We start from the raw sequence: 21,201 nt of genomic DNA, 5'->3' as shown, positions 1-21,201 counted from the left end.
CGCGTAGTGGACTTTCACCACCTAGTTATCGCCCATGCTGGGCGCACCACAAAAATACCCCGCAACCTGCATGGTTGCGGGGTTTCTCTCATGGTGATCCAGGAGGGATTCGAACCCCCGACCCACGGCTTAGAAGGCCGTTGCTCTATCCAACTGAGCTACTGAACCATATTAATTTGGAGCGGGCGATGGGAATCGAACCCACAACATCAGCTTGGAAGGCTGAGGTTTTACCACTAAACTACACCCGCGCAAATGGTCGGAGTGGCAGGATTCGAACCTGCGACACCCTGCTCCCAAGGCAGGTGCGCTACCAAACTGCGCTACACCCCGAATACAAAAGGTATTATACTATTTAATTAAACAGATGTCAAGAGAAAATATATAGTTTGTTAATCATAAAGCAGAAGAAAAATATAAAAGCATATTTTTCTTCTGCCGGATAAGCTTTTTTACTGCAGCAGTTCTTCCTTCAGCTCGTAATATTCACGCGAGAAATAAGGTGTGAGCTGTGCTTCGCGGTGGTCGTAGCCAAAGGCGCGCTTGGTGAGCGACAAAACAGGCGGTGCCTGAATGCGTTTAGCAACAGCAAAGCCTGCGAACAGCTTCCACCAGCGTTCCAAATCGGCAATCAGCGCAGCAGCGTCGGAGCAGGCCTCATCAATTGCTTCCTGCGTACAGCCTAGCTCTGCAGCCAGCGTGCCTGCCTTGTACCAGCGCAGGATGTCTGCCGGAGTTGTTTTATGCCAGTTTTCGATAAAGGCACGCAGCAGATAATCGTGATAGCTATAAACAAGCGGATCGCCGCCGTTGCCTACTGTCTGCGCATCCGAAAGCTCGGCGCTGGGACGGATGGTGAAGATGGCTTCAGGGATTACCTTGCGCTTGTAGACTTCCTCATTAAGATAGCGTCCTAACGCATAAACCTGATGCTTCCACAGGTCACCAATCATGGCCATAGCACCGCAGATGTCGCCGTAGAAGGTGGCGTAGCCGATAGCCAGCTCTGCTTTGTTGGAGTTGCAGCTGAAGGCGCCGCCGAAGGCTGCTGACGCAGCAGCGATGACACGTGCACCGCGGTCGCGGGCCTGGATATTTTCTTTAATCAGTCCGCTGAGCTGCAGGTTGAAGTTTGAACCGTCTGCCAGATGGATGATGGGCGTTTGCTCCAGCTGCTTAACCGTCAGCTCATAGCTTTCGCTGATAGGCATTACGGCGTAGTTGGCGCCAAGTGCCTGCGCCAGCTGCTGCGCGCTGTTGCGCGTGGCAGCGGAGTTGAAGCGTGAAGGTAGGTTGAGCAGCAGGATATTTTCCGGTCCCAGGATATCTGCATACATCACGGCGGTTACGGCGCTGTCGATGCCGCCGGAAAGACCGATGGTCATACGTTTGATGCCGCATTGCTGCAGAAATTTGGCTGTGCCGTAGCGAAGGGCGCGGTAAACGGATTCCGGCTCCTGGGGCAGCACGGCCGGCGGGCAGGTGGAGATAAGGTGGTTTGCTTCTGTATCCCAGGTCAATTCCAAAAAGGTGTCCTCATACATGGGCGCAGAGGTTACCAGACTGCCGTCACCGTTATAAGCGGAGCTGCAGCCGTCGTAGGTGAAGATATTCTTGCCGTTATTCTGGATACCGACGTTGTTGCAATAGATAAGCGGAATGCTTGCGGTGCATGCCTGCGCACTGAAAAGGCGGTTGCGCTTACGGTTTTTGCCCAGCGTGTAGGGTGAGCAGGAAAGGTTGCATAAAAGCTGTGCTCCGTTGGCTGCCAGCGTTTGCGGTACGTTGAGGTGATAGTTTTCCGTCCAGCCGTCCTCGCACAGCATGACGCCGATGCGCAGGCTGGTGCCTCGGATGACGATTTCCAAAGGCTGCAGTGCTTCGCTGACGCTTGCACCTTCTTCGGCGCAGAGCTTCTGCAGGCTGTAAAAATGACGGCAGTCATCAAATTCGCGGTAGTTGGGCAGCGAGTTCTTGATGAAGAAGCTGCGTCCCTGATAACCACCGAGCAGCTTACCGTTTTGGCAGGCAAAGGCGGCGTTGTACTTGCGCACGCGTCCGTCCTCGTTGAGCTTACCGGGCTCGGTGGCAACGCTGCCGAAGATAACGCAGATGTTTTCGGTGGCAGCGACAATCTTTTCGGCATAATAGGCGCAGTCATCCAAAAAGGTCTGCTGCTCCCAAATGTCGCCGATAAGATAACCCGGCAGTGCCATTTCGGGCAGAAGCAGGATATCGGTCTCAAGGCTGCGTGCTTTTTCAATAGTGTCAATGATTTTCTTATAGTTTACATCAGGACGGCCGGAAGTAATTTCCAGCTGTCCGCAGATAATTTTCAGCTTCAATTTATTGTCCTCACAATTTTATTTGCATTTTACATTACTATAGTGCTATTATAACAGAGATGAAGTAATTTCTCTAGCATAGAGGGGGTTTTTCCTGATGAAACATAACAAAAAAACTAATGCAGCCCGCCGTCTGGACGAGCTGAAGATAGAATACCGTATTATGGAATATCCGGTAGACGAGGAGCATCTGGATGCTGTGCATGTTGCCGCAGAGGTTGCCATGCCTGCATTACAGGTATTCAAAACACTGGTAGTACGCGGTGACAAGAACGGCATTATGTTTGCCGTAATTCCCGGTGACGGTGAGCTTGATTTGAAGGCTTTGGCTAGAGCCAGCGGCAATAAGCGTGCCGAGCTGGTGCACCTGAAGGAGGTGCTGCCGCTGACAGGCTATATCCGCGGTGGTTGTTCACCGCTGGGTGCAAAGAAAAATTATCCTGTATATATGGACGAGACGAGCAATAACTGGCCGGAGATTGCAATCAGTGCCGGTCAGCGCGGTATGCAGATTATTGCAGCACCTGCTGATTTGCAGCGTGCTACCTCTGCAACAGTGGCGCCGCTTATTTTTGCAGAGTAACTCTTGTTCCTTCTTATAAAATGTGCTATTATAATCTTGATAACCTATTTGCACAATTGTGTTTTGAAGAAATACGGCTGTGCTGGCCTGAAGACGTATAGTTAACGTTGAAGGCAGTATGATGTCAAAAACTATAGAAGAAAGTAGGTTGAATTTATGTTATATGTTAGTACACGAGGGAAAACTGATTTAGTTTCTGCTGCGCATGCGATTACCCGCGGCCTGGCAGCAGATGGAGGATTGTTTGTACCGCAGAATATTCCTGCGATGCGTATGGTTGATATAAAGGCAATGGAGCACAAGCCTTATACGGAGCGTGCCGTTGATGTGCTGCTGCAGTATTTGACTGATTTCAGCGAGGACGAGCTGCGTGAATGTGTAAATGCTGCTTATGCGCCGGAAAAATTCGGTGATAATCCTGTGCCTTTGGTACAGGTGAATGACAACACCGCTGTGCTGGAGCTGTGGCATGGCCCGACGTCTGCTTTTAAGGATATGGCGCTGCAGCTTTTGCCGCATCTTCTGACACGCTCGATGCAGAAGACGGGTGAAACGAATAAGGTTGTTATTCTGGTTGCGACCTCCGGTGATACAGGCAAGGCAGCTTTGGAGGGCTTTGCTGATGTTCCGGGTACGCAGATTATTGTTTTCTACCCCAGCGAGGGCGTAAGCGATATCCAGAAGCAGCAGATGATTACCCAGGCCGGCAAGAACGTGAAGGTTTTTGGCATTGAGGGTAATTTTGATGATGCTCAGCGCGGCGTGAAGGAAATTTTTGGCAATACTGCGCTCAGTGATGAGCTGGAGAAGAAGGGTTATACCTTCTCTTCTGCCAATTCTATTAACTGGGGCCGCTTAGTACCGCAGATTGTGTATTATTTCAGCGCTTATGTTGATGCTATTAAGGCAGGTAAGATTACTGCCGGTCAGCCAATCAATTTCGTTGTTCCAACCGGTAATTTCGGTGATATTCTGGCCGGTTATTATGCTAAGCTGATGGGCCTGCCGATTGACAGACTGCTGTGCGCTTCCAACAGCAATAATGTCCTGACTGATTTTATCAATACCGGTGTTTATGACAGACGCCGTGAGTTCTTTAAAACTGTTTCTCCTTCTATGGATATTCTTGTTTCCAGTAATCTGGAGCGCCTGCTTTACAGCGTGACGGAGCATGATGCTGCACGCGTAGCTGATTATATGAAGCGTTTGAATACCGAAGGTCATTATGAGATTGACAGCGATGATCTGAAGCAGATTCAGAGCCAGTTCTTTGGCGCTTGGGTTGATGAGCTGGAAACTAAGGAGGCTATCGGCCGTATTTATAATGATTACCATTATCTGATGGATACGCATACTGCCGTTGCTTGGCGCGCAATGGAAAAATATCGCTTCCTGACGAGTGACGAGACTTACACTGTGGTGCTGTCTACCGCAAGTCCGTATAAATTTGCCGACAGCGTGCTGGCAGCGCTTGATGATGCGCAGCCGCAGGGCAGTAATCCGTTCGAGCTGCTGCAAAAGCTGCATGCCGATAGCGGTACGGAGATTCCGCAGCGTATGCTGGCTCTGGAGAACCTGCCTGTACTGCATTCCGAGGTTATTCCTGCGGACAAGATGGAGCTGGCGGTTGTGAAGAACCTTGTATAATTGTGGCTTGATGTGAAGAATACTTGCGTTGCGGGTATGTTTTCGCTATAATAAAACCGAAATTTAATATTTATATATGCAAGACTTAGTCTGCCGAACAGCGGACTAAGTCTTTGTCATAAGAGGAGGTTTATAGTGGACTCCAGGAGTGTACTTGAACAGGTGCGCAGCGGTAAGCTCTCGGTGGCTGAGGCTGAGCGTTATTTTAATCGCAAGGCGTATGAGAATTTGAATTATGCGCGTCTTGACACTTCGCGTGAGCAGCGTACCGGCTTTGCGGAGGTTGTTTATTGCAGCGGTAAGCCGGATGCGTATCTGGCGGATATTTATAAGCGTCTTTTGGCGGAGCAGGGTGAGGTGTTCGGCACGCGGGCAACGCCGGAGCAGTATGAGCTGGTGCGGCGGCAGCTGCCTGATATTGTTTATGACCCGGTGGCGCGGACGCTGAAGCAGGAGCGCCCGGATAAGGAGCGGAGCGGTTGCGTTGTTGTGTGTACTGCGGGTACTGCTGATATTCCCGTTGCGGAGGAGGCGGCGCAGACGGCGGAGTTTTTCGGGACGCATGTGGAGAGGCTTTACGATGTTGGCGTGAGCGGTATTCACCGTCTTTTGGATAAGATGGATTTGCTGCAGCAGGCGAATTGTGTGGTGACGGCTGCTGGTATGGAGGGTGCGCTGGCGAGTGTTATCGGTGGCCTTGTGCGTAATCCGGTGATTGCGGTGCCGACTTCTGTCGGATACGGTGCGAGCTTTCATGGACTGAGTGCGCTACTGACGATGATTAATTCCTGCGCTAACTGTGTTTCGGTTGTGAATATTGATAATGGATATGGCGCGGGGATTATTGCGACGCAGATTAACAGGCTGGCGTGTAAGCAGGAGTGTATGCGTTCCCCCCTTTAGTCGCTTACGCGACAGTTTCCCCAAGGGGAAACCAAGTCTGATGCTCTTAGTCTTGCCTGCCCCTTGGGGAAGGTGCCGAGCTAAGCGAGGCGGAAGGGGGCGTGTGCGTCGCAATTAAATATCGTTCCAGTCAGTAGCAATTTTCCTATGCCTTAGGGCATAACGCAAATTTCGTGCGGAAGCAGGACGAAGCTTCGGTAAAATTTGTTATATGGTAAGAGAATGTTACGTACCCTTGCTTCTATGGTTCCAGGCACTCATTTGCTAAAATTGCTATTCCTTACACGATATATTAATTGCTTGTCATGGTTTTCTGCCAGACTTCTTGCCTCTCCTAGGGGAGAGGTGGCATCGCGAAGCGATGACGGAGAGGGGACTGTAAGCGTCGCAATTTATATATCGCGTTGCAAAGAAAAATTTTCCCGCAAATCGCTTGATGAGTTGTATGTTTGATGGTAAATATGAAGAAGCGATTTGCGGACGGTAATTTCGTGTGGAACCAGGTCGAAGTGCCGCAAAAATCGCGCTATGCTAAGAGATGTTGCTACAGTAGTCAGCTTATCGCTCAAACAGTTGCGACACTTCTATGGTTCCAAACACTTATTCCATAAAATTTTTATGTTTTCACTGCGATATATTAATTGCTTGTGCAACCTTTCTTGCCTGCCCCTTGGGGAAGGTGCCGAACGTAGTGAGGTGGAAGGGGGAAACGCAAGCTATGTATTTAAAATTTATGAGGGAGAACTATTATGCCGGAAGATAAAGCTTTAGAAATGCAGGCGGAAGCCAAGTTTGCTGTGCTGCAGCAGGAGCTGCGGCGCTTGGGCAGTGTGCTGGTTGCGTTCAGCGGCGGTGTAGATTCGACGTTTTTGCTGCAGGCGGCGCACCTGACTCTTGGCGACAATACGCTTGCGGTGACGGCGCGTTCCGGCGTTGTGCCGCAGCGTGATATAGCAGAGGCAGAGGAGTTCTGTCGGAAGCGGGGAATCCGTCATCTTTACTTTGATTTTGATGAGCTGCAGGTGCCGGGGTTTGCCGAAAATCCGCCGGACCGCTGCTATATCTGCAAAAAAACGCTGTTCAGCAATTTCCTGCGCATTGCGCGGGAGAACGGCGCTGTGCTTTGCGAGGGCTCGAATATGGATGACCTTGGCGATTACCGCCCTGGTCTGAGGGCTTTGGCGGAGCTGGAGGTGCAGAGCCCACTGCGCACTGCAGAGCTGACGAAGGAGGAAATCCGCCTGCTGTCGCATAAGCTGCAGCTGCCGACTTGGGATAAGCCGTCATTTGCTTGTCTTGCTTCGCGCTTTGTATACGGTGAGCGTATTACAGCGGAGAAGCTAGCGGCGGTGGATAAGGCGGAGCAGCTTTTGTGGGAGCTGGGCTTTAAGCAGTTCCGTGTGCGTGTGCATGGCAGTTTGGCGCGCGTTGAGCTGTTGCCCGAGCAGCTGGAGCTGGCAGTGGCGGAGCCGATGCGCAGCACGATTTACAAAGGATTGAAGGCTGCAGGCTTTGCTTATGTGGCGCTTGATTTGCAGGGCTACCGCACTGGCAGTATGAATGAAACGCTAAAGCAGGATTAATTATCTTTACAGCGAATTTTACTAGTAGTCTATGACGATTACGCAGAATAGAGTCAGGAGGAAAATTATGAAAAGCTTATATTTGGAATGTAATGCCGGTATCAGCGGCGATATGCTGGTAGCAGCACTTTTGGATTTAGGCGCGGACAAAGAGGCACTGGATAAGGCTCTGAAGAGTATTCCTGCGAAGGGCTTTGAATATAAAATCAGCAGAGTGTCTAAGGCAGGCGTTGACTGCTGCGATTTTGATGTTATTCTGGACGAGGAGCATGCTAATCATGACCATGATATGGCCTTTTTGCATGGCAACGGCGATGCTGTAGTGCATATCCATGAGCACGAACACGAACATCATCATGACCATGAGCATGAGCACGAGCATGAACATCATCATGACCATGACCATGAGCACGAGCACGAACATCATCATGACCACGAACATGATCATGAGCACAGCCATGTGCCGCATGAGCATCATCATCACCATGAGCATCGTGGTCTGCAGGAGGTTATTGCGATTATTGATGCTACGGATATGAGTGCTGCAGCCAAGGCATTGGCGTTGAAAATTTTTGATATTATTGCGGATGCCGAGGCGAAGGCACATGCAGTGGAGAAGAATGCAGTGCATTTCCATGAGGTTGGCGCGATTGATTCCATCGTTGATATTGTGGCGATTGCTGTGTGTGCCGACAGTCTTGGTGTTGAAAACGTAATTGTGACGGAGCTGTGCGAGGGCCGCGGTACTGTCCGCTGCCAGCATGGCGTGCTGCCGGTGCCTGTTCCGGCAACGGCAAATATTATGCAGCGCTTTGGCTTTAATGTACGCTTGCTGCCAGTGCAGGGCGAGTTTGTTACACCGACCGGTGCTGCTGCCGCTGCTGCGCTGATGACTACGGACGAGCTGCCGCAGAGCTTTAAGATTCTGGGCATCGGTTTGGGCGCAGGCAAGCGTCAGTATGAGCGTCCCAGCATTTTGCGTGCGCTGCTGATTGAGGATAATGCGAAAAAAAAAACTCTGTAAATAGCAATGCTTTGCAGACAGATTGCATCTGCCAGCTGCAGTCTGATATTGATGACTGCAGCGGCGAGCTTTTGGGCTACACGCTGGAGCGCTTGTTGGCGTCAGGCGCGCTGGATGCTCATTATCATCCGGTGTTTATGAAGAAGAACCGTCCGGCGTGGGAGCTTACTGTTATCTGCCGCGAGGAGGACAGAGCGAAGCTGGAAGCGCTGATTTTTGCGGAAACGACAACCATCGGTATCCGTTGTGCGCGCATGGAACGCACTGTGCTGCCGCGTCGCAGGGATGTGGTGCACACTGCTTACGGTGATGTAGCGGTGAAGCGCTGCCTGCTGGAGAACGGCGAACGCTGTTATGTTGAATATGACAGCGCTGCCAAACTGGCGCAGGAGCAGGGAGTGCCGCTGCAGGATATCTATCTGGCGGCACAGCTGGCGCAAAAAAACATAAATTAGCCACAAAAGTGTGGTATAATATCTCCATAATACGTCAGAGAATGGAGAAAAAATGACTAATGTTTTCGATTTGATAGAAGAATTTTATACGCAGGATGAAGAATGGAATTCGGTACTGCAGCAAGCCTGTGCTGAGGATTTCCTGCGTTATAAAACCTGGCAGGGAGCCAAGGACGGCGAGCTTGTCAAGATTTGGGATTATATTACGATTCTTTGTATTTACCTTGGCAATTCCGAGAACTTTCTCGGTGATATGTCGCGCGAGGATTTTATTGACTGCGTGGGCTGGTGCTGCCGCAATGTTTCCGGCTTCCCGGCAACGGAGAGTAACATCGCACATTTCCTGGATGTTATGCAGGAGTTTTATGCATATATGAAAAAGAAACGCATTATTACCCGTGATAATGCGCCTGCCGAAGCCAAAGCCAAGCTGTTGGCTGACGGAAAACTGCAGATTGTCGGCAAGGACGGCAGCTTTTTGCCTGGGAATGACCGCTACAATCTGTATTCTACGCCGGATTTGCCGACGAAGGTGTACTTGAATATCGGCGAGAGAATGCATAATTTGCTGGATGATGTGCAAAGCTACTATACGCAGAAGCAGTTCCGTCGCGATTTGGAGCGGGCCGATTTTCTCTTCGGCGGTATTTTTCAGAACGGTACAGTTCAGGAAAAGCCGGGCACGGAGGAATATTCACAGACCTTTTGGGATTATTTTCTTTTTGACTATCGCTTGCTTGAAGATGACAAAACGCCGCTGCAGCATTACCATGATGTAATCTGCCGTGATGCTTCCGAGATGGATACCTCCGTTGATATTTTGAATGAGCTGATTAAGGCAAAGCTGGTTCTCTTTGATGTGCAAAGACGCACGGAGGAGGGAATGTATGTCTGCAGAAATATTTTCACCAATGAAAAATATACGCTGATGCTGCCGGTAGATGATAATATTGACACAGAAGGCTATATTTTCATGGGCCATATTTTTTATGAAAATACTATGGTGATGAACTTCCTGCGCGGACTGGTGATGTCGCAGACCTCGCGTAAACGCTTTTTCGAGGTTGTCAGTGCGGCGAAAGACTGGTTTGCCGTGCGCCAAAGCGGCGAGATGAGCTGGGAGGAGTTCATCAACCGTAATCCGATGTTCGTGCGCCATGTTTCTGTTTTGTATGCCATCTATGTGCGTATGGAGGGCTTTAATTTCAGTACGCAGATAAGTGATTATCAGCCTGCGGCGCTGCTTGAGGACAAGACCTCGGCAATGCTGGAATCTCTTAGAGGAACAGGCCTTTTTTCTGCCTATGATATACAGCTGATGCGTACCATGTGGAGCGATTTTATGCTTTGTGGCAATTCTTTGCCTGATAATACAGACGCTGATTTTGAGCATTGGACGGCAGCTGTTATGTACTGCTTTGTGAAGCTGAATGATGTTTATACCTTTACGGAAAAGCAGGTTTTTGCTATGTGCCGTGCTACCGACCATGTAAAGCTGAAGCAGATGATAGATATGCTAAATGAAACCTTGCAGCTGGAGGCGCACGACCCGCGTTACGTTAACGAAGAGGGTTTGCTGCTGATGCTGCTGCAGTGAGAGGAGGCACCAGAATATGAAGTGTGATTTTTGCGGCCACGAGGTTGCTCCCGGCACGGTGGAATGTCCGTACTGCCATTATCAGTTCAAGATTGATGCGCAGGTGCTCAGTCCGGAGGAGCGCGATACCTTTGAGGGCGTGACGATAGACGAGAGCGCAGGCACAGAGGAAAACAAAAGTGCCAGGGAAGGCGCTGTATATGACAGCGGTGCTGATGCTTATAATGAAAGACAGCAGCAGGTGCCGCCGAATATCAAGGTACATACCTTTGGCTGCGGCAGCGGCATTCTGATTACTTTTCTGATTTTGTGCGGCATTGTGGCAGTTATCTTCTTTTTGCTGCCGACGTTTATTGTCTTTGCCGCTGTCGGCGCAATAGTTTTGTTTATTATGCGTCTTTTTATGGGCTTTTAATGGCGTAAAAATGTATTTCTGACGGCCGGCAGTGTTGCCTTGGGCAGACCTGCCGGCTGTTTTGGTCTGTTGTAGAAATTTTTTCAAAAAAATTTTAAAAAGCCGTAAAAATATAGAGGATTTTTCTGATTGACGGCGAATAATATGCAGGTACACAATGTGTGAAAAGAATAGGAGGCATAAGATATGCATAGTTACAGCATGGATCTTGGCGGCAGAACTCTTACTATTGAAGCCGGCAAGATTGCAAAACAAGCTAATGGCGCTGTATTAGTTCGTTATGGCGATACCGCCGTAGTAGTTGCCGTTACCGGCACCAAGACCCCGCGTGAGGGTGTAGACTTCTTCCCTTTGACTGTTGATTTTGAAGAAAAAATGTACGCCGTAGGTAAAATCCCCGGTGGCTTTATTAAACGCGAAGGCCGTCCGTCTGAGCAGGCTATCCTGACCAGCCGTCTGATTGACCGTCCGATTCGCCCGATGTTCCCGGAAGGCTACCACAACGATGTACAAATAGTTGCTACCGCTGTTTCCGTTGATCCAGACAATGCTCCGGATATGCCCGCTATGATCGGTGCATCCTGCGCTTTGTCTATTTCCGATATTCCGTTCGAAGGTCCTATCGCCGGTGTGCGCGTAGGCCTGATTGATGGTGAATTCATCATCAACCCGACTGTTGAACAGGCTAAAATCAGCCAACTGAACCTGGCTGTTGCCGGCACCAAAGACGCTATCCTGATGGTAGAAGCAGGTGCTAACGAAGTTTCCGAAGAAACCATGCTGGACGCTATCTGGTTCGGTCATGGCGTAATCAAACAGCTCGTAGAGTTCCAGGAGAAAATCGTTGCTGAAATCGGCAAAGAGAAAATGGAAGTTCCGTTCTATGCTCCGCCTGAAGAAATGGTTGCGGAAATCGAAGAATACGGTGCTCAAAAGCTCAAAGATGCTCTGATGGATGCTAACAAGCTGGAGCGCGAAGAAAACGTTGCTAAGGTTAAAGCTGAAATCGCTGAAGTATTCCTGGAGAAATATCCTGATAATGCTAAAGACGTTGCTTACATCACCCAAAAACTGGTTAAGAAAATCGTTCGCCGCACTATCTCTGTAGATAAGATTCGTCCTGACGGCCGTCAATTAGACGAAGTACGTCCGGTAAGCTGCGAGGTTGGCCTGCTGGCTCGTCCGCATGGCAGCTCTCTGTTCACCCGTGGTCAGACTCAGATTTTGAACGTTCTGGCTCTGGCTCCGCTGCGTGAAGCACAGATTCTTGATGGTCTTGGCGCTGAGGAAACCAAGCGTTATATCCATCACTACAACTTCCCGCCGTACAGCGTAGGCGAAACCAAACCTCTGCGCAGCCCCGGCCGTCGTGAAATCGGTCATGGTGCTCTGGCTGAGCGTGCTTTGCGTCCGGTTATTCCTTCTGAAGAGGAGTTCCCGTATGCAATCCGTCTGGTATCCGAGGTTCTGGAATCCAACGGTTCTTCCTCTATGGGCTCTGTTTGCGCAAGCACCCTGTCCCTGATGGATGCAGGCGTTCCTATTAAGGCTCCTGTTGCCGGCGTTGCTATGGGCCTTGTTAAGGATGGCGAATACTTCACTATTCTGACTGATATCCAAGGTCTGGAGGATGCTCTGGGCGATATGGACTTTAAGGTTGCAGGTACCGAAAAAGGTATTACTGCTATCCAGATGGATATTAAGATTGACGGTATCAACAAGGATATCTTCACCCAGGCTCTGGCACAGGCTAAACGCGGCCGTGAATTCATCATGGGCAAAATGATGGAATGCATCAGCAAACCGCGCAAAGAGCTGTCCAAATATGCTCCGAAGATTACTACTATCCATGTAGATCCTGATAAGATTGCTAAGGTTATCGGACCTGGCGGCAAGATGATCAAGAAGATTGTTGACGAAACCGGCGCTAAGATTGATATCGATGATACCGGTCGCGTATTTATCGCTGCTGTTAACACCGAAGCTGCTAATAAGGCTATCGAGATGATCGAGGGCATTACCGCTGAGGCTGAGGTTGGCAAGGTTTATACCGGTAAGGTTACCCGTCTGATGAACTTTGGTGCTTTCGTTGAGATTCTGCCGGGCAAGGAAGGTCTGGTGCATATTTCCCAACTGTCTACCGAGCATGTAGATAAGGTTGAGGATGTTGTAAGTGTTGGCGATGAAATTGTTGTTAAGGTTACTGAAATCGACAACAAGGGCCGCATTAACCTGTCCCGCAAGGCTGTTCTGATGAAGAGCGTGCAAAAATAATTTGTGAATTTAAAAGAGCTGTCGCATTTGTGACAGCTCTTTTTTGTAAATTGGAGGAGTGAGTTGCTAATGAAAACACGTGGTTTTGAAAAGGTTGCCAAGTATATGCAGGTGGAGTTCCCCATGCCGGAGCGTAAGACGGAGCTTTCCGCCGGCTATGATATCAGCGCAGCGGAAGAGGTTGTGCTGGAGCCGGGCAAGCTGGTGCTGGTGCCGACAGGCGTGAAGGCTTATATGCAGGCCGGCGAATTCCTTGGTCTGCATATTCGCAGCAGTATGGCTGTAAAGAAGCATTTGATGCTCGTGAACAACGTGGGCATTATTGATGCCGATTATTATAATAATGCTGATAACGAAGGTCACATTATGGTGGCACTGCTGAATATGGGCAGTGAGGCTGTGACGATTCCGCAGGGCGAACGCATTGCACAGGGCATTTTCTACAACTATCTGACCGTTGACGATGACGATAAGGTGGAGAAGGCTGTACGTGCAGGCGGCTTCGGCAGTACCGGCAAGAATTGAGGGAAGAAAGCATTATGAAACAAAACTATAAGATTTTTACAGCAGCACTTTTGGCTTCCATGAGCCTTGCAGCAGCAGCTCAGGCAAGTACTCTGTCTGATGAGCAGCTGGTACAAACGTCGCAGATAGTGCAGGTGCAGCGCTCTACTGCTATGCAGCGCTATGCAGGCGGACGCTTGCAGGCTATCTGGAATCCGCAGGTGAAGCACAGTGATGTGGATTGGTGGCTGCGTTCTTTTAGCGAATGGGAGAGCTATGGCGATGATGCTGTAAGTGGCAAAAGCCGTTCTGTAGCTGTAGGCATGGATATGAATACGGGCAAGGAGACGCGCACTGGTATTTATGGCATGTATAATCATACGGAGCTTAATGGCGGCGGCACCGAGGCCTTGCAGCAGGACTGGCGCATTGGTGCGTACATGGGTAAGCAGCATGGTGCTGTGCAGCAGTATGGTTATGTGAACTATGGTAAGCTGGGCAATCATTATAATGGACTGGTTAATGGGCAGAGCATAGACGATAAGTATCGCGGTCAGATTGTAGAGCTGGGCGGCGAATATAAGTATGATTTGCATCATGATGATGGCAAAACCTATCATGTTTCGCCCTATGTGAATGTGCAGGCCTCGCGCTATATGCAAAAGAGCTATCGTCAAGCTATTCCTGGTTATCCTGATCTTGTACACGCTTCTATAAACAATAATTATCTGGCCGGGGAGACTGGTGTAGAGCTGCGGCGTGAGCTGCAAAACGGCAATTATGCTGTCCGCCTTGGCTATAAGCGTGTGTTTGCGGGTGAGGGACCTGTGTTTGGTTTCACAGTGAAAGGTACTGAATCTGGGCAACACTACTCGCAGGATATCGACAAGGATTATCTGCATTTGACGCTGGGCGGAACGCTGAAGCTGACAAAAAACCTTTCTGCGACGGCGGAGGGCGCCTGGCTCGAAGGCGAGCATGACCGTGAGCTGATGGCGGACGTGAAGCTGAACTGGGCTTTTTGATGTGAAGTGAAAATTTTCTTTTGGCTATGCTCAATGCTACTACCGTTAGGTAGTAGTAAACGTAGTTTTTGTAAAATCTTTACATCTTGCTTAGCTATTTAGCTTTTTAAAATTTTATCCATTGACAAATACTTATGAGTGTAATATACTCCCAACTTTGACAGCTGGAAAAGAATAAAAAGCTCGAAAAGCGCATGGTTACTGCGTTTTTTGAGCTTTTTCTGTTTGTTGATTGTTAGTACTTTTTATAGAATCCCTGGTGAATTTTAAAATTTTTCATCGTTTGCTTGCTTAGAATTTCGTAATCATTTTTATTTCGTTCACTTAGGGATTCAGTTAAAAGTGTAAATAGTTTACAATTTTAACGAAAAAGTGTAGACAATATAGCGATTTATGATATAATTAGTTTAGATAATTTTGGAAAAATGGAGGTTTTCTCGATGCAGAAAATTGATCAGGCATGTGTAAACACTCTTCGCTTTTTGGCAGCAGACCAGGTAGAAAAGGCTAAATCCGGCCATCCTGGTTTCCCTCTGGGTACCGCTCCTTTGATGTACACCATTTGGGACCGCTTTATGAATTATAATCCGGCTGATCCGCAATGGTTCAACCGCGACCGTTTCATCCTTTCTCCGGGTCACGGCAGCGCTTTGCTGTATGCTATGCTGCACCTGGCAGGCTATGACCTGTCCCTGGACGAGCTGAAAAACTTCCGTCAATGGGGCAGCAAGACTCCGGGGCATCCGGAATTCGGTCTGACTCCTGGCGTTGACGTATCCACTGGTCCTCTGGGCCACGGCTTTGCTATGGGCGTTGGCTTTGCTATTGCAGAAGCTATGCTGGGCGCAAAGTACAACAAACCTGATTTCCCGGTTGTTGACCACTACACCTTTGGTCTGACCTCTGATGGTGACCTGATGGAGGGCGTTTCCTGCGAGGCTGCTTCTCTGGCAGGTACCCTTGGCTTGGGCAAACTGATTTACTTATATGATGACAATAAAATTACTATCGAAGGCAGCACCGATATTGCCTTCACTGAGGATGTTGAAGCTCGCTTCAAGGCTTATGGCTGGCAGGTTCTGCGCGTAGCAAGCAGCGAGGATGTTGACGCTATGCAGGCAGCAATCGAAGAGGCTAAGGCTGATACCATGCATCCTTCTCTGATTATTGTACGCACTCACATCGGCTTCGGCAGCCCGAAACAGGACAGCCCGTCCTGCCATGGCGAGCCGCTGGGCGGCGAAGCACTGGCAGCTACTAAGGAAAAGGCTGGCTGGCTGCAGGAAATGTTCTATGTACCTGCTGAGGTTAAAGAGCATTTTGCTGCTAAGCTGGATGGCTGCGCTGCAAATGAAGCTGCCTGGAAGGCTTTGATGGATGACTATAAAATGGTATATCCTGAGCTGGCTAAAGAACTGGAAGACCGCATTGCCGGCAACTCCATGGTTAACCTGACTGCTCTGGAAGCAATCTTCAAGGATACCGTTAAAAACGCTACCCGCGAGGCAAGCGGCGATATTATCCAGGTTCTGGCTGCACAGCTGCCGGAGCTGGTTGGCGGCAGTGCTGACCTTGGCCCGTCCAACAAAACTATCATGAAAACCGGCGGTTACTTCTCCAAGCTGGACAGAACTGGCCGCAATATTCACTTTGGCGTTCGTGAGCACGCTATGGGTACCGTTCTGAACGGCATTTCTCTGCATGGCGGCTTCATTCCCTTCGGCGGTACCTTCCTGGTATTCGCTGACTTCCTGCGTCCTACCATCCGTATGGCAGCACTCATGGGCATTCAGTCTGTATTCGTACTGACTCACGACAGCATTGCGCTGGGCGAAGACGGTCCTACTCATCAGCCGATTGAAACCACTATGGCACTGCGTCTGATTCCGAACGTAAGCGTTATCCGCCCGGCTGACGCTCTGGAGACTGCTACCGCATGGCAACAGGCTTGCCTGAGCAAGCATAAGCCGACCTGCCTGCTGCTGAGCCGTCAAAAGCTGACCGTTCTGCACGATTATGCAGCAACCATCCATGAAAACGCTCATAAGGGCGCTTATGTACTGAGTCCGGCTAAGAACGAGGCTAAGGCTGTTCTGATCGGTACCGGCAGTGAGGTTCATCTGGCACTGGCTGCACAGGCTAAGCTGGCAGAAGAGGGCATTGACGTTAGCGTTGTATCTATGCCTTGCTGGGATGCTTTTGATGCTCAAAGCGATGAGTATAAAGAAAGCGTTCTGCCTGCAGGCGTAACTAAATTTGCTGTTGAAGCTGGTGTTCCTTACGGTTGGAGCCGCTACACCGGCACTGAAAAGAATGTTCTGGGCATTACCACCTTCGGCGCTTCTGCACCTGGCGATGTAATGATGGAAAAATACGGCTTTACTGTTGAAAACCTGGTTGCAAAGGTTAAAGCAGCGCTGTAATTGTAAGTTTAAATTGAGCTTAGAGGCCACTCTGCGGAGTGGTCTTTTTGCGTTGCAGCATATGATGTGTGAAGTACTGCGTTCCCTTGTGTTGCTCATGTATAGTAAGCGAAAAGCGGAATCAATCATAAGTAGGCTAAGCAGTTATTTTTTATACATTTTATGCATACGGATTGCATAAATTGTGGTATAATAAGAAAATAAAAATGTATAACTGTCTTCATTACGCTGCTGCATTTTGGGCGGCGCGTAAGCGAGCAGGAGGTGCCGGATATGGAAGAAAAAAATATAAAGGAAACTATCAGGGCCAAGGCCAATGAGGCCGCTGAAGCTGCTGCCGAAGCAGCACAGGCCCAGGATGGCGAGGAATATGGAGATATCCGTATCGCTGACGAGGTTATCTGTATCGTTGCCAGTCTGGCGGCACAGGAGGTTCCCGGCGTTGTTGGCATGAGCGGCGGCCTGACAGATGGCATTAACCGCTTCTTGGGCAAGGAAAATGCTTCTAAAGGTGTGCGATTGCATTTTGAAGGCAAGCTGGTAAATGCCAGCGTTTATATTAATGTCGAATACGGCTGCTGCATTCCGGAGATTGCTTTGGAGGTACAGGAAAAGGTTAAGGATGCTATTGAGGCGATGACCGGTTATGAGGTGCAGTTTGTGGACGTCAATGTCGAAGGCGTAGCAAAACGGCGTGCGAGTGAGCTGGAAAAGGAAAGCTCATCTGATGTTGATATGGCGGAAATTTTGCAGGCGCAGGCTAAGAGTGCGGAAGCAACGGAGGCCAATTCGTTTGAGCAGCAGCTGGTTAATCTGCATGATGACCATGATTTTAAGCTGCCGCCGGAGGAGGACATGGACGAAAAGCATAGGAAATTTTTGGAGGAGGATTAACGGCTATGTGTATTGCGGATAGAATTATCCTGACACTGTATACGATATTGATGGCAGTAGCATCGGTGCTGACGTTGCTGTGCAGTCTGGGCGTTTTTTCGGATACCGGTATGGTAGCGTTTATCAGCCATATCCCGGGCAACTGGGTTTATGCTGTGGGCGGCGTGATTATGCTTTTGGTAAGCCTGCGCCTGCTGATTACCGGCTTGGGGCTGACGGGCGTAAGCTCGCTGAAGCTAAGTGACAGTGATAAGGGCAAGGTGCTTGTAGGCAAGGGCGCATTGGAGGATTATATTGCTGTTCTGTCGCAGGAAATATACGGCATCCATCATGTAAAGGTTATTGTGAAGCTGGAGGATCAATGCATTGATGTACGCATTAATGCTTCGATTGAACCCGGCATAAATATTCCGGAAACCTCCGGTGAGATTAAGACTAATGTCCGTGAGACGATTAAAAAGGTTACCGGTATAGAGGTTAAGGAAATAGAGCTGTTCTTCAAACAGATTAAGGCAAAGGAAGAATAGGAGGCAGAAGCTATGTTGAACGATATTCTCAATGATATCTGGAATAATTATCGCGGCCGCCTGCTGTGCTCGGTATTTGGCTTGTTTATTGGCGTGATAGTGCTGTGGTTGGGCTTTTTTCAGGCACTGTTTTTGATGCTTTGCATCGGCTTGGGCTTTTTTATCGGTTGCAAGCTGGATAAAAAAGAGGATTTGCTGGAGTGGTTGGATAGGTTACTGCCGCCAGGCTATCACAGATAAAAGCGGTAGCGGCGAAAGATAAGGCACCGTTTGTTTCGCCTCAAATTAATAGGTAGCGGTGAAAAATAAGGTACTATCTGCCTAATCTGAATCCATCATCATACAAGATATTTATTAATATTTTTTATACAAGGAGAGTGTGCAAATGATTCGTAGACTTGCAAGAGAGGTTGCCTTACAGGCATTATTCCAAATAGACTTTACCGGTAATGAGGTAGAACAGGCTGTTGACGCAGCTTTAGATGAGCACGAGGAGCTGCATCCGGAGGCTGCGGTAGACAAGGCTTTGGACCAGCATAAGGAGCTGGGGGCAGCAAGTGCCAGAAACTATGTTAAGAAGTATTCTATGGTGCTTGTTAACGGTGTTGTAGAAAACAAAGAGGCTATTGATGCGACTTTGAACAGCTGTGCAACCGACTGGACAGTAGAGCGTATGCCTGCTACCGACAGAAATATCCTGCGCGTAGCAGTTTTTGAAATGCGCCATGAAAAGCCTGCTTTGGCTGCAGGTGTTGCTATCAATGAGGCAGTGGAAATTGCCAAGGCTTATGGTACCGAAGAATCTCCGCGCTTTATCAACGGTGTTTTAGGTAAGCTGACAAGAAAATGAGCCAAAAGGTTTATTTAGGCATTGATACCAGCTGTTATACTACCTCTGCCGCACTTTTGGCGGAGGATGGCAGTCTGCTTGCCGAGGCCAGACAGATTTTGAGCGTTAAGCCGGGACGCTGCGGCCTGCAGCAGTCCGAGATGGTTTTTCAGCATACACGCAATCTACCGCGTTTGGTAGAGGAGGTCTTTGCCGATAAGGATTGCACCTTGGCGGCAATTGGTGTCAGCGGTTATCCGCGTCCGCTCGCGGACTCCTATATGCCGGCGTTCCTAGCCGGCATGAGCGTCGCTCGCAGCCTGGCGGCTGCCTATAAGGTGCCGCTGGAGGTCATCAGCCACCAGGAAAATCACCTGGAGGCCGGTCTTTGGTCGGCAGGCGGACCGCAGGCGGAGCGTTTTTTGCTGCTGCATGCCAGTGGTGGTACTACTGATTTGCTGCTGTGCGAACGCCGTGAGGACAGCCGCTACAACCTGACGCAGGTTGGCGGCAGTTTGGATTTGCATGCCGGTCAGTTTGTGGACCGCATCGGTGTGGCGTTGGGACTGCAGTTTCCGACCGGTCCGGCGCTGGAGCAGCTTGCTATGCAGGCGGAAGCGCCGCTGGAGCTGCCGGTGTCCGTGCGTAAGCTTGATGTGAGCTTATCGGGACCTGCAACTGCCGCTATGCGCAAGCTGGAGGCGGGGGCAGATGCTGCTTCTCTGGCCTTGGGGGTGGAGCATACGCTGGCGGAAACCTTTGCCCGTCTGCTGCGTAACGGCGCAGCGGCATATGGTGTGCGAGATGTGATTTTGGTTGGCGGCGTCGGCTCCAACAAGTACATCCGCAAGCATGTTGAAGAAAAGCTGGCGAAGCGCCGTGTGCGCCTGTGGGTGCCCGAAGGTCGCTTCAGCTGTGATAATGCCAGCGGTTGTGCCGCTGTTGCCTGGAGATTACATAAAGAAAATGACTGAAGCTGTTTATTCGGTAAGCGAAATAAATAATTTCATAAAGCATATACTGGAGCAGGAGCCGGAGCTGCGTAATCTGCAGGTTGTCGGTGAAATCTCCAATTTTAAGCGCTATCCATCAGGTCATTGCTACTTTACGCTGAAGGACGCCGGTGCGGTGCTCAAATGCGTAATGTTCCGTAGCAAGGCTATTAATTTGCGCTTTCAGCCGCAAAACGGCGATACTGTGGTAGCAGTTGGCCGACTGGCTGTTTATGAACGCGACGGCGTTTATCAGCTGTATACTGATTTACTGCTGCAGCAGGGCGTGGGCGATTTGATGCAGGCTTACGAAAAGCTCAAGCAGAAGCTGGAGCGTGCCGGCCTGTTTGCGCCTGAACGTAAACAGCAGCTGCCGCTGCATCCGCGCACTGTGGGTATTATTACCTCTCCTGCAGGTGCCGCTGTGCGTGACGTCATAACAGTGTCACGCAGGAGAAATCAAGGGATTAAGCTGTTGCTTTATCCTGTTAAGGTGCAGGGCGAGGACGCTGCGGCGGAAATTGCTGCGGCGATTGAATTCTTTAACCGTAAAAAGCTGGCTGATGTCCTTATTGTAGGACGTGGCGGCGGTTCTATTGAGGATTTGTGGGCTTTTAACGAAGAAGTTACCGTAAGAGCGGTAGCTGCCTCCAAAATTCCGGTGGTCAGTGCCGTAGGCCATGAGACAGATTTTACGCTGTGTGATTTTGCTGCTGATGTGAGGGCTGCGACACCGTCGCAGGCCGCGGAGCTGGTGGTGGCTGATGTTGAAGGCTATAAGCAACGCGTTGCCTATCTGGAGCAGCGTGCGCGTAGCCTGCTGTCAGCATTGCTGACGCAGCAGCAGCGCAGATTGGATAATTTAGTTAATTCGTGGGCGTTGCGTGACCCGGAAAGGCTTTTTGCCGACCAGGCGCAGCGTCTTGATACTGCTTCGCGCAGACTGCGTGAGGCCTTAGAGCTGCATCTGCAGCAGGATGAGCATAAGCTGGCGCTGGCGGCGGCAAGGCTGGACAGCCTCAGTCCGCTGGCTGTTTTGGGACGAGGCTATTCTGTGAGCCAAAAATCCGATTATACGCTGGTAAGCAGTGTTGATGACCTCAGATGGGGTGATGAGCTGCTGACAACAGTCGCAGACGGTGTGATAACCTCGGTTGTGCAGCAGGTAGAAAGGCGGTAAA

Annotated in this window: 19 protein-coding genes and 3 tRNA genes; 18 read left to right on the top strand and 4 right to left on the bottom strand. The window is 49.8% G+C overall.

The genetic code is table 11. The annotated features are described in order from the left end of the window. Nucleotides 1-91 precede the first annotated feature (91 nt). From Q0612_RS09830 to nadE, 4 genes are all read right to left on the bottom strand, one after another. Nucleotides 92-168 (bottom strand) — tRNA-Arg (locus tag Q0612_RS09830). A 9-nt stretch (nucleotides 169-177) separates the two neighbouring features. Beyond that, nucleotides 178-251 (bottom strand) — tRNA-Gly (locus Q0612_RS09825). A gap of 5 nt (nucleotides 252-256) precedes the next feature. Next, nucleotides 257-333, bottom strand: a tRNA-Pro gene (locus Q0612_RS09820). A gap of 119 nt (nucleotides 334-452) precedes the next feature. Continuing rightward, nucleotides 453-2,345, bottom strand: coding sequence for an NAD(+) synthase (gene nadE, locus Q0612_RS09815; protein ID WP_298884109.1), 1,893 nt, complete (start codon nucleotides 2,343-2,345; stop codon nucleotides 453-455). Nucleotides 2,346-2,442: 97 nt separating this feature from the next. Between nadE and ybaK the strand changes: the two genes are divergently transcribed. The 18 genes from ybaK to xseA all read left to right on the top strand — a co-directional run bounded on the left by ybaK (nucleotide 2,443) and on the right by xseA (nucleotide 21,200). Further along, nucleotides 2,443-2,928: a Cys-tRNA(Pro) deacylase gene (gene ybaK, locus Q0612_RS09810; RefSeq protein ID WP_298884106.1), complete on the top strand. Its 486-nt coding sequence runs from the start codon at nucleotides 2,443-2,445 to the stop codon at nucleotides 2,926-2,928. Between the two features lie 156 nt (nucleotides 2,929-3,084). Then, a complete protein-coding gene (gene thrC, locus Q0612_RS09805) occupies nucleotides 3,085-4,575 on the top strand; it encodes a threonine synthase (protein WP_298884104.1) in 1,491 nt (496 codons plus the stop codon). A 135-nt stretch (nucleotides 4,576-4,710) separates the two neighbouring features. Beyond that, complete coding sequence (larB, locus tag Q0612_RS09800) at nucleotides 4,711-5,478, top strand: nickel pincer cofactor biosynthesis protein LarB (protein ID WP_298884103.1); 768 nt, start codon at nucleotides 4,711-4,713, stop codon at nucleotides 5,476-5,478. Nucleotides 5,479-6,227: 749 nt separating this feature from the next. After that, a complete protein-coding gene (larE, locus tag Q0612_RS09795) occupies nucleotides 6,228-7,061 on the top strand; it encodes an ATP-dependent sacrificial sulfur transferase LarE (protein WP_298884101.1) in 834 nt (277 codons plus the stop codon). Between the two features lie 67 nt (nucleotides 7,062-7,128). Beyond that, nucleotides 7,129-8,085 carry a LarC family nickel insertion protein gene (locus Q0612_RS09790; protein ID WP_298884099.1) on the top strand — a complete coding sequence of 319 codons (957 nt, stop codon included), beginning with the start codon at nucleotides 7,129-7,131 and terminating at the stop codon, nucleotides 8,083-8,085. 11 nt (nucleotides 8,086-8,096) lie between these two features. Further along, on the top strand, nucleotides 8,097-8,540 hold the full coding sequence (gene larC / locus Q0612_RS09785) for a nickel insertion protein (RefSeq protein WP_298884096.1): 444 nt from the start codon (nucleotides 8,097-8,099) through the stop codon (nucleotides 8,538-8,540). Between the two features lie 52 nt (nucleotides 8,541-8,592). Further along, complete coding sequence (locus Q0612_RS09780) at nucleotides 8,593-10,137, top strand: hypothetical protein (RefSeq protein ID WP_298884093.1); 1,545 nt, start codon at nucleotides 8,593-8,595, stop codon at nucleotides 10,135-10,137. A gap of 16 nt (nucleotides 10,138-10,153) precedes the next feature. Continuing rightward, entirely contained in the window at nucleotides 10,154-10,552 is a 399-nt protein-coding gene (locus tag Q0612_RS09775) for a hypothetical protein (RefSeq protein WP_021719777.1), read from the top strand. Nucleotides 10,553-10,738: 186 nt separating this feature from the next. Next, nucleotides 10,739-12,826: a polyribonucleotide nucleotidyltransferase gene (locus Q0612_RS09770; RefSeq protein WP_298884089.1), complete on the top strand. Its 2,088-nt coding sequence runs from the start codon at nucleotides 10,739-10,741 to the stop codon at nucleotides 12,824-12,826. Between the two features lie 69 nt (nucleotides 12,827-12,895). Further along, nucleotides 12,896-13,351 (top strand): dUTP diphosphatase, encoded by a 456-nt coding sequence (dut, locus tag Q0612_RS09765; protein WP_293687988.1) that lies wholly within the window; start codon nucleotides 12,896-12,898, stop codon nucleotides 13,349-13,351. 14 nt (nucleotides 13,352-13,365) lie between these two features. Continuing rightward, nucleotides 13,366-14,355, top strand: a complete 990-nt coding sequence (locus tag Q0612_RS09760) for an autotransporter outer membrane beta-barrel domain-containing protein (protein WP_298884086.1) — start codon at nucleotides 13,366-13,368, stop codon at nucleotides 14,353-14,355. Nucleotides 14,356-14,795: 440 nt separating this feature from the next. After that, a complete protein-coding gene (tkt, locus tag Q0612_RS09755; protein ID WP_298884084.1) occupies nucleotides 14,796-16,778 on the top strand; it encodes a transketolase in 1,983 nt (660 codons plus the stop codon). Between the two features lie 273 nt (nucleotides 16,779-17,051). Then, the gene (locus tag Q0612_RS09750; RefSeq protein WP_298884082.1) at nucleotides 17,052-17,672 is read left to right on the top strand and encodes an Asp23/Gls24 family envelope stress response protein; all 621 of its coding nucleotides are present in this window, start codon (nucleotides 17,052-17,054) and stop codon (nucleotides 17,670-17,672) included. A 5-nt stretch (nucleotides 17,673-17,677) separates the two neighbouring features. Then, nucleotides 17,678-18,199, top strand: a complete 522-nt coding sequence (amaP, locus tag Q0612_RS09745; protein WP_298884079.1) for an alkaline shock response membrane anchor protein AmaP — start codon at nucleotides 17,678-17,680, stop codon at nucleotides 18,197-18,199. A 12-nt stretch (nucleotides 18,200-18,211) separates the two neighbouring features. Further along, entirely contained in the window at nucleotides 18,212-18,439 is a 228-nt protein-coding gene (locus Q0612_RS09740) for a DUF2273 domain-containing protein (protein ID WP_293723430.1), read from the top strand. A gap of 145 nt (nucleotides 18,440-18,584) precedes the next feature. Further along, nucleotides 18,585-19,049 carry a transcription antitermination factor NusB gene (gene nusB / locus Q0612_RS09735; protein ID WP_298884074.1) on the top strand — a complete coding sequence of 155 codons (465 nt, stop codon included), beginning with the start codon at nucleotides 18,585-18,587 and terminating at the stop codon, nucleotides 19,047-19,049. Next, the gene (locus Q0612_RS09730) at nucleotides 19,046-20,002 is read left to right on the top strand and encodes an O-sialoglycoprotein endopeptidase (RefSeq protein ID WP_298884071.1); all 957 of its coding nucleotides are present in this window, start codon (nucleotides 19,046-19,048) and stop codon (nucleotides 20,000-20,002) included. Before nusB ends, Q0612_RS09730 begins: the two co-directional genes overlap by 4 nt. After that, nucleotides 19,995-21,200, top strand: coding sequence for an exodeoxyribonuclease VII large subunit (gene xseA, locus Q0612_RS09725; protein ID WP_298884068.1), 1,206 nt, complete (start codon nucleotides 19,995-19,997; stop codon nucleotides 21,198-21,200). Before Q0612_RS09730 ends, xseA begins: the two co-directional genes overlap by 8 nt. The last annotated feature ends 1 nt before the right edge of the window (nucleotide 21,201 follow it).

This window comes from uncultured Phascolarctobacterium sp. (assembly GCF_937920985.1).
GTDB lineage: Bacteria > Bacillota > Negativicutes > Acidaminococcales > Acidaminococcaceae > Phascolarctobacterium_A.
Note: the sequence above shows the minus strand (reverse complement) of the source record. Positions and strands in the feature narration are given on the sequence as shown.

Coding starts and splice junctions, on each gene's coding strand:
- Q0612_RS09790 (WP_298884099.1), top strand. CDS start 7,129: ATGAAAAGCTTATATTTGGAATGTAATGCCGGTATCAGCGGCGATATG.
- ybaK (WP_298884106.1), top strand. CDS start 2,443: ATGAAACATAACAAAAAAACTAATGCAGCCCGCCGTCTGGACGAGCTG.
- amaP (WP_298884079.1), top strand. CDS start 17,678: ATGTGTATTGCGGATAGAATTATCCTGACACTGTATACGATATTGATG.
- nusB (WP_298884074.1), top strand. CDS start 18,585: ATGATTCGTAGACTTGCAAGAGAGGTTGCCTTACAGGCATTATTCCAA.
- dut (WP_293687988.1), top strand. CDS start 12,896: ATGAAAACACGTGGTTTTGAAAAGGTTGCCAAGTATATGCAGGTGGAG.
- xseA (WP_298884068.1), top strand. CDS start 19,995: ATGACTGAAGCTGTTTATTCGGTAAGCGAAATAAATAATTTCATAAAG.
- tkt (WP_298884084.1), top strand. CDS start 14,796: ATGCAGAAAATTGATCAGGCATGTGTAAACACTCTTCGCTTTTTGGCA.
- Q0612_RS09775 (WP_021719777.1), top strand. CDS start 10,154: ATGAAGTGTGATTTTTGCGGCCACGAGGTTGCTCCCGGCACGGTGGAA.
- thrC (WP_298884104.1), top strand. CDS start 3,085: ATGTTATATGTTAGTACACGAGGGAAAACTGATTTAGTTTCTGCTGCG.
- larE (WP_298884101.1), top strand. CDS start 6,228: ATGCCGGAAGATAAAGCTTTAGAAATGCAGGCGGAAGCCAAGTTTGCT.
- Q0612_RS09740 (WP_293723430.1), top strand. CDS start 18,212: ATGTTGAACGATATTCTCAATGATATCTGGAATAATTATCGCGGCCGC.
- Q0612_RS09750 (WP_298884082.1), top strand. CDS start 17,052: ATGGAAGAAAAAAATATAAAGGAAACTATCAGGGCCAAGGCCAATGAG.
- Q0612_RS09760 (WP_298884086.1), top strand. CDS start 13,366: ATGAAACAAAACTATAAGATTTTTACAGCAGCACTTTTGGCTTCCATG.
- Q0612_RS09780 (WP_298884093.1), top strand. CDS start 8,593: ATGACTAATGTTTTCGATTTGATAGAAGAATTTTATACGCAGGATGAA.
- Q0612_RS09730 (WP_298884071.1), top strand. CDS start 19,046: ATGAGCCAAAAGGTTTATTTAGGCATTGATACCAGCTGTTATACTACC.
- Q0612_RS09770 (WP_298884089.1), top strand. CDS start 10,739: ATGCATAGTTACAGCATGGATCTTGGCGGCAGAACTCTTACTATTGAA.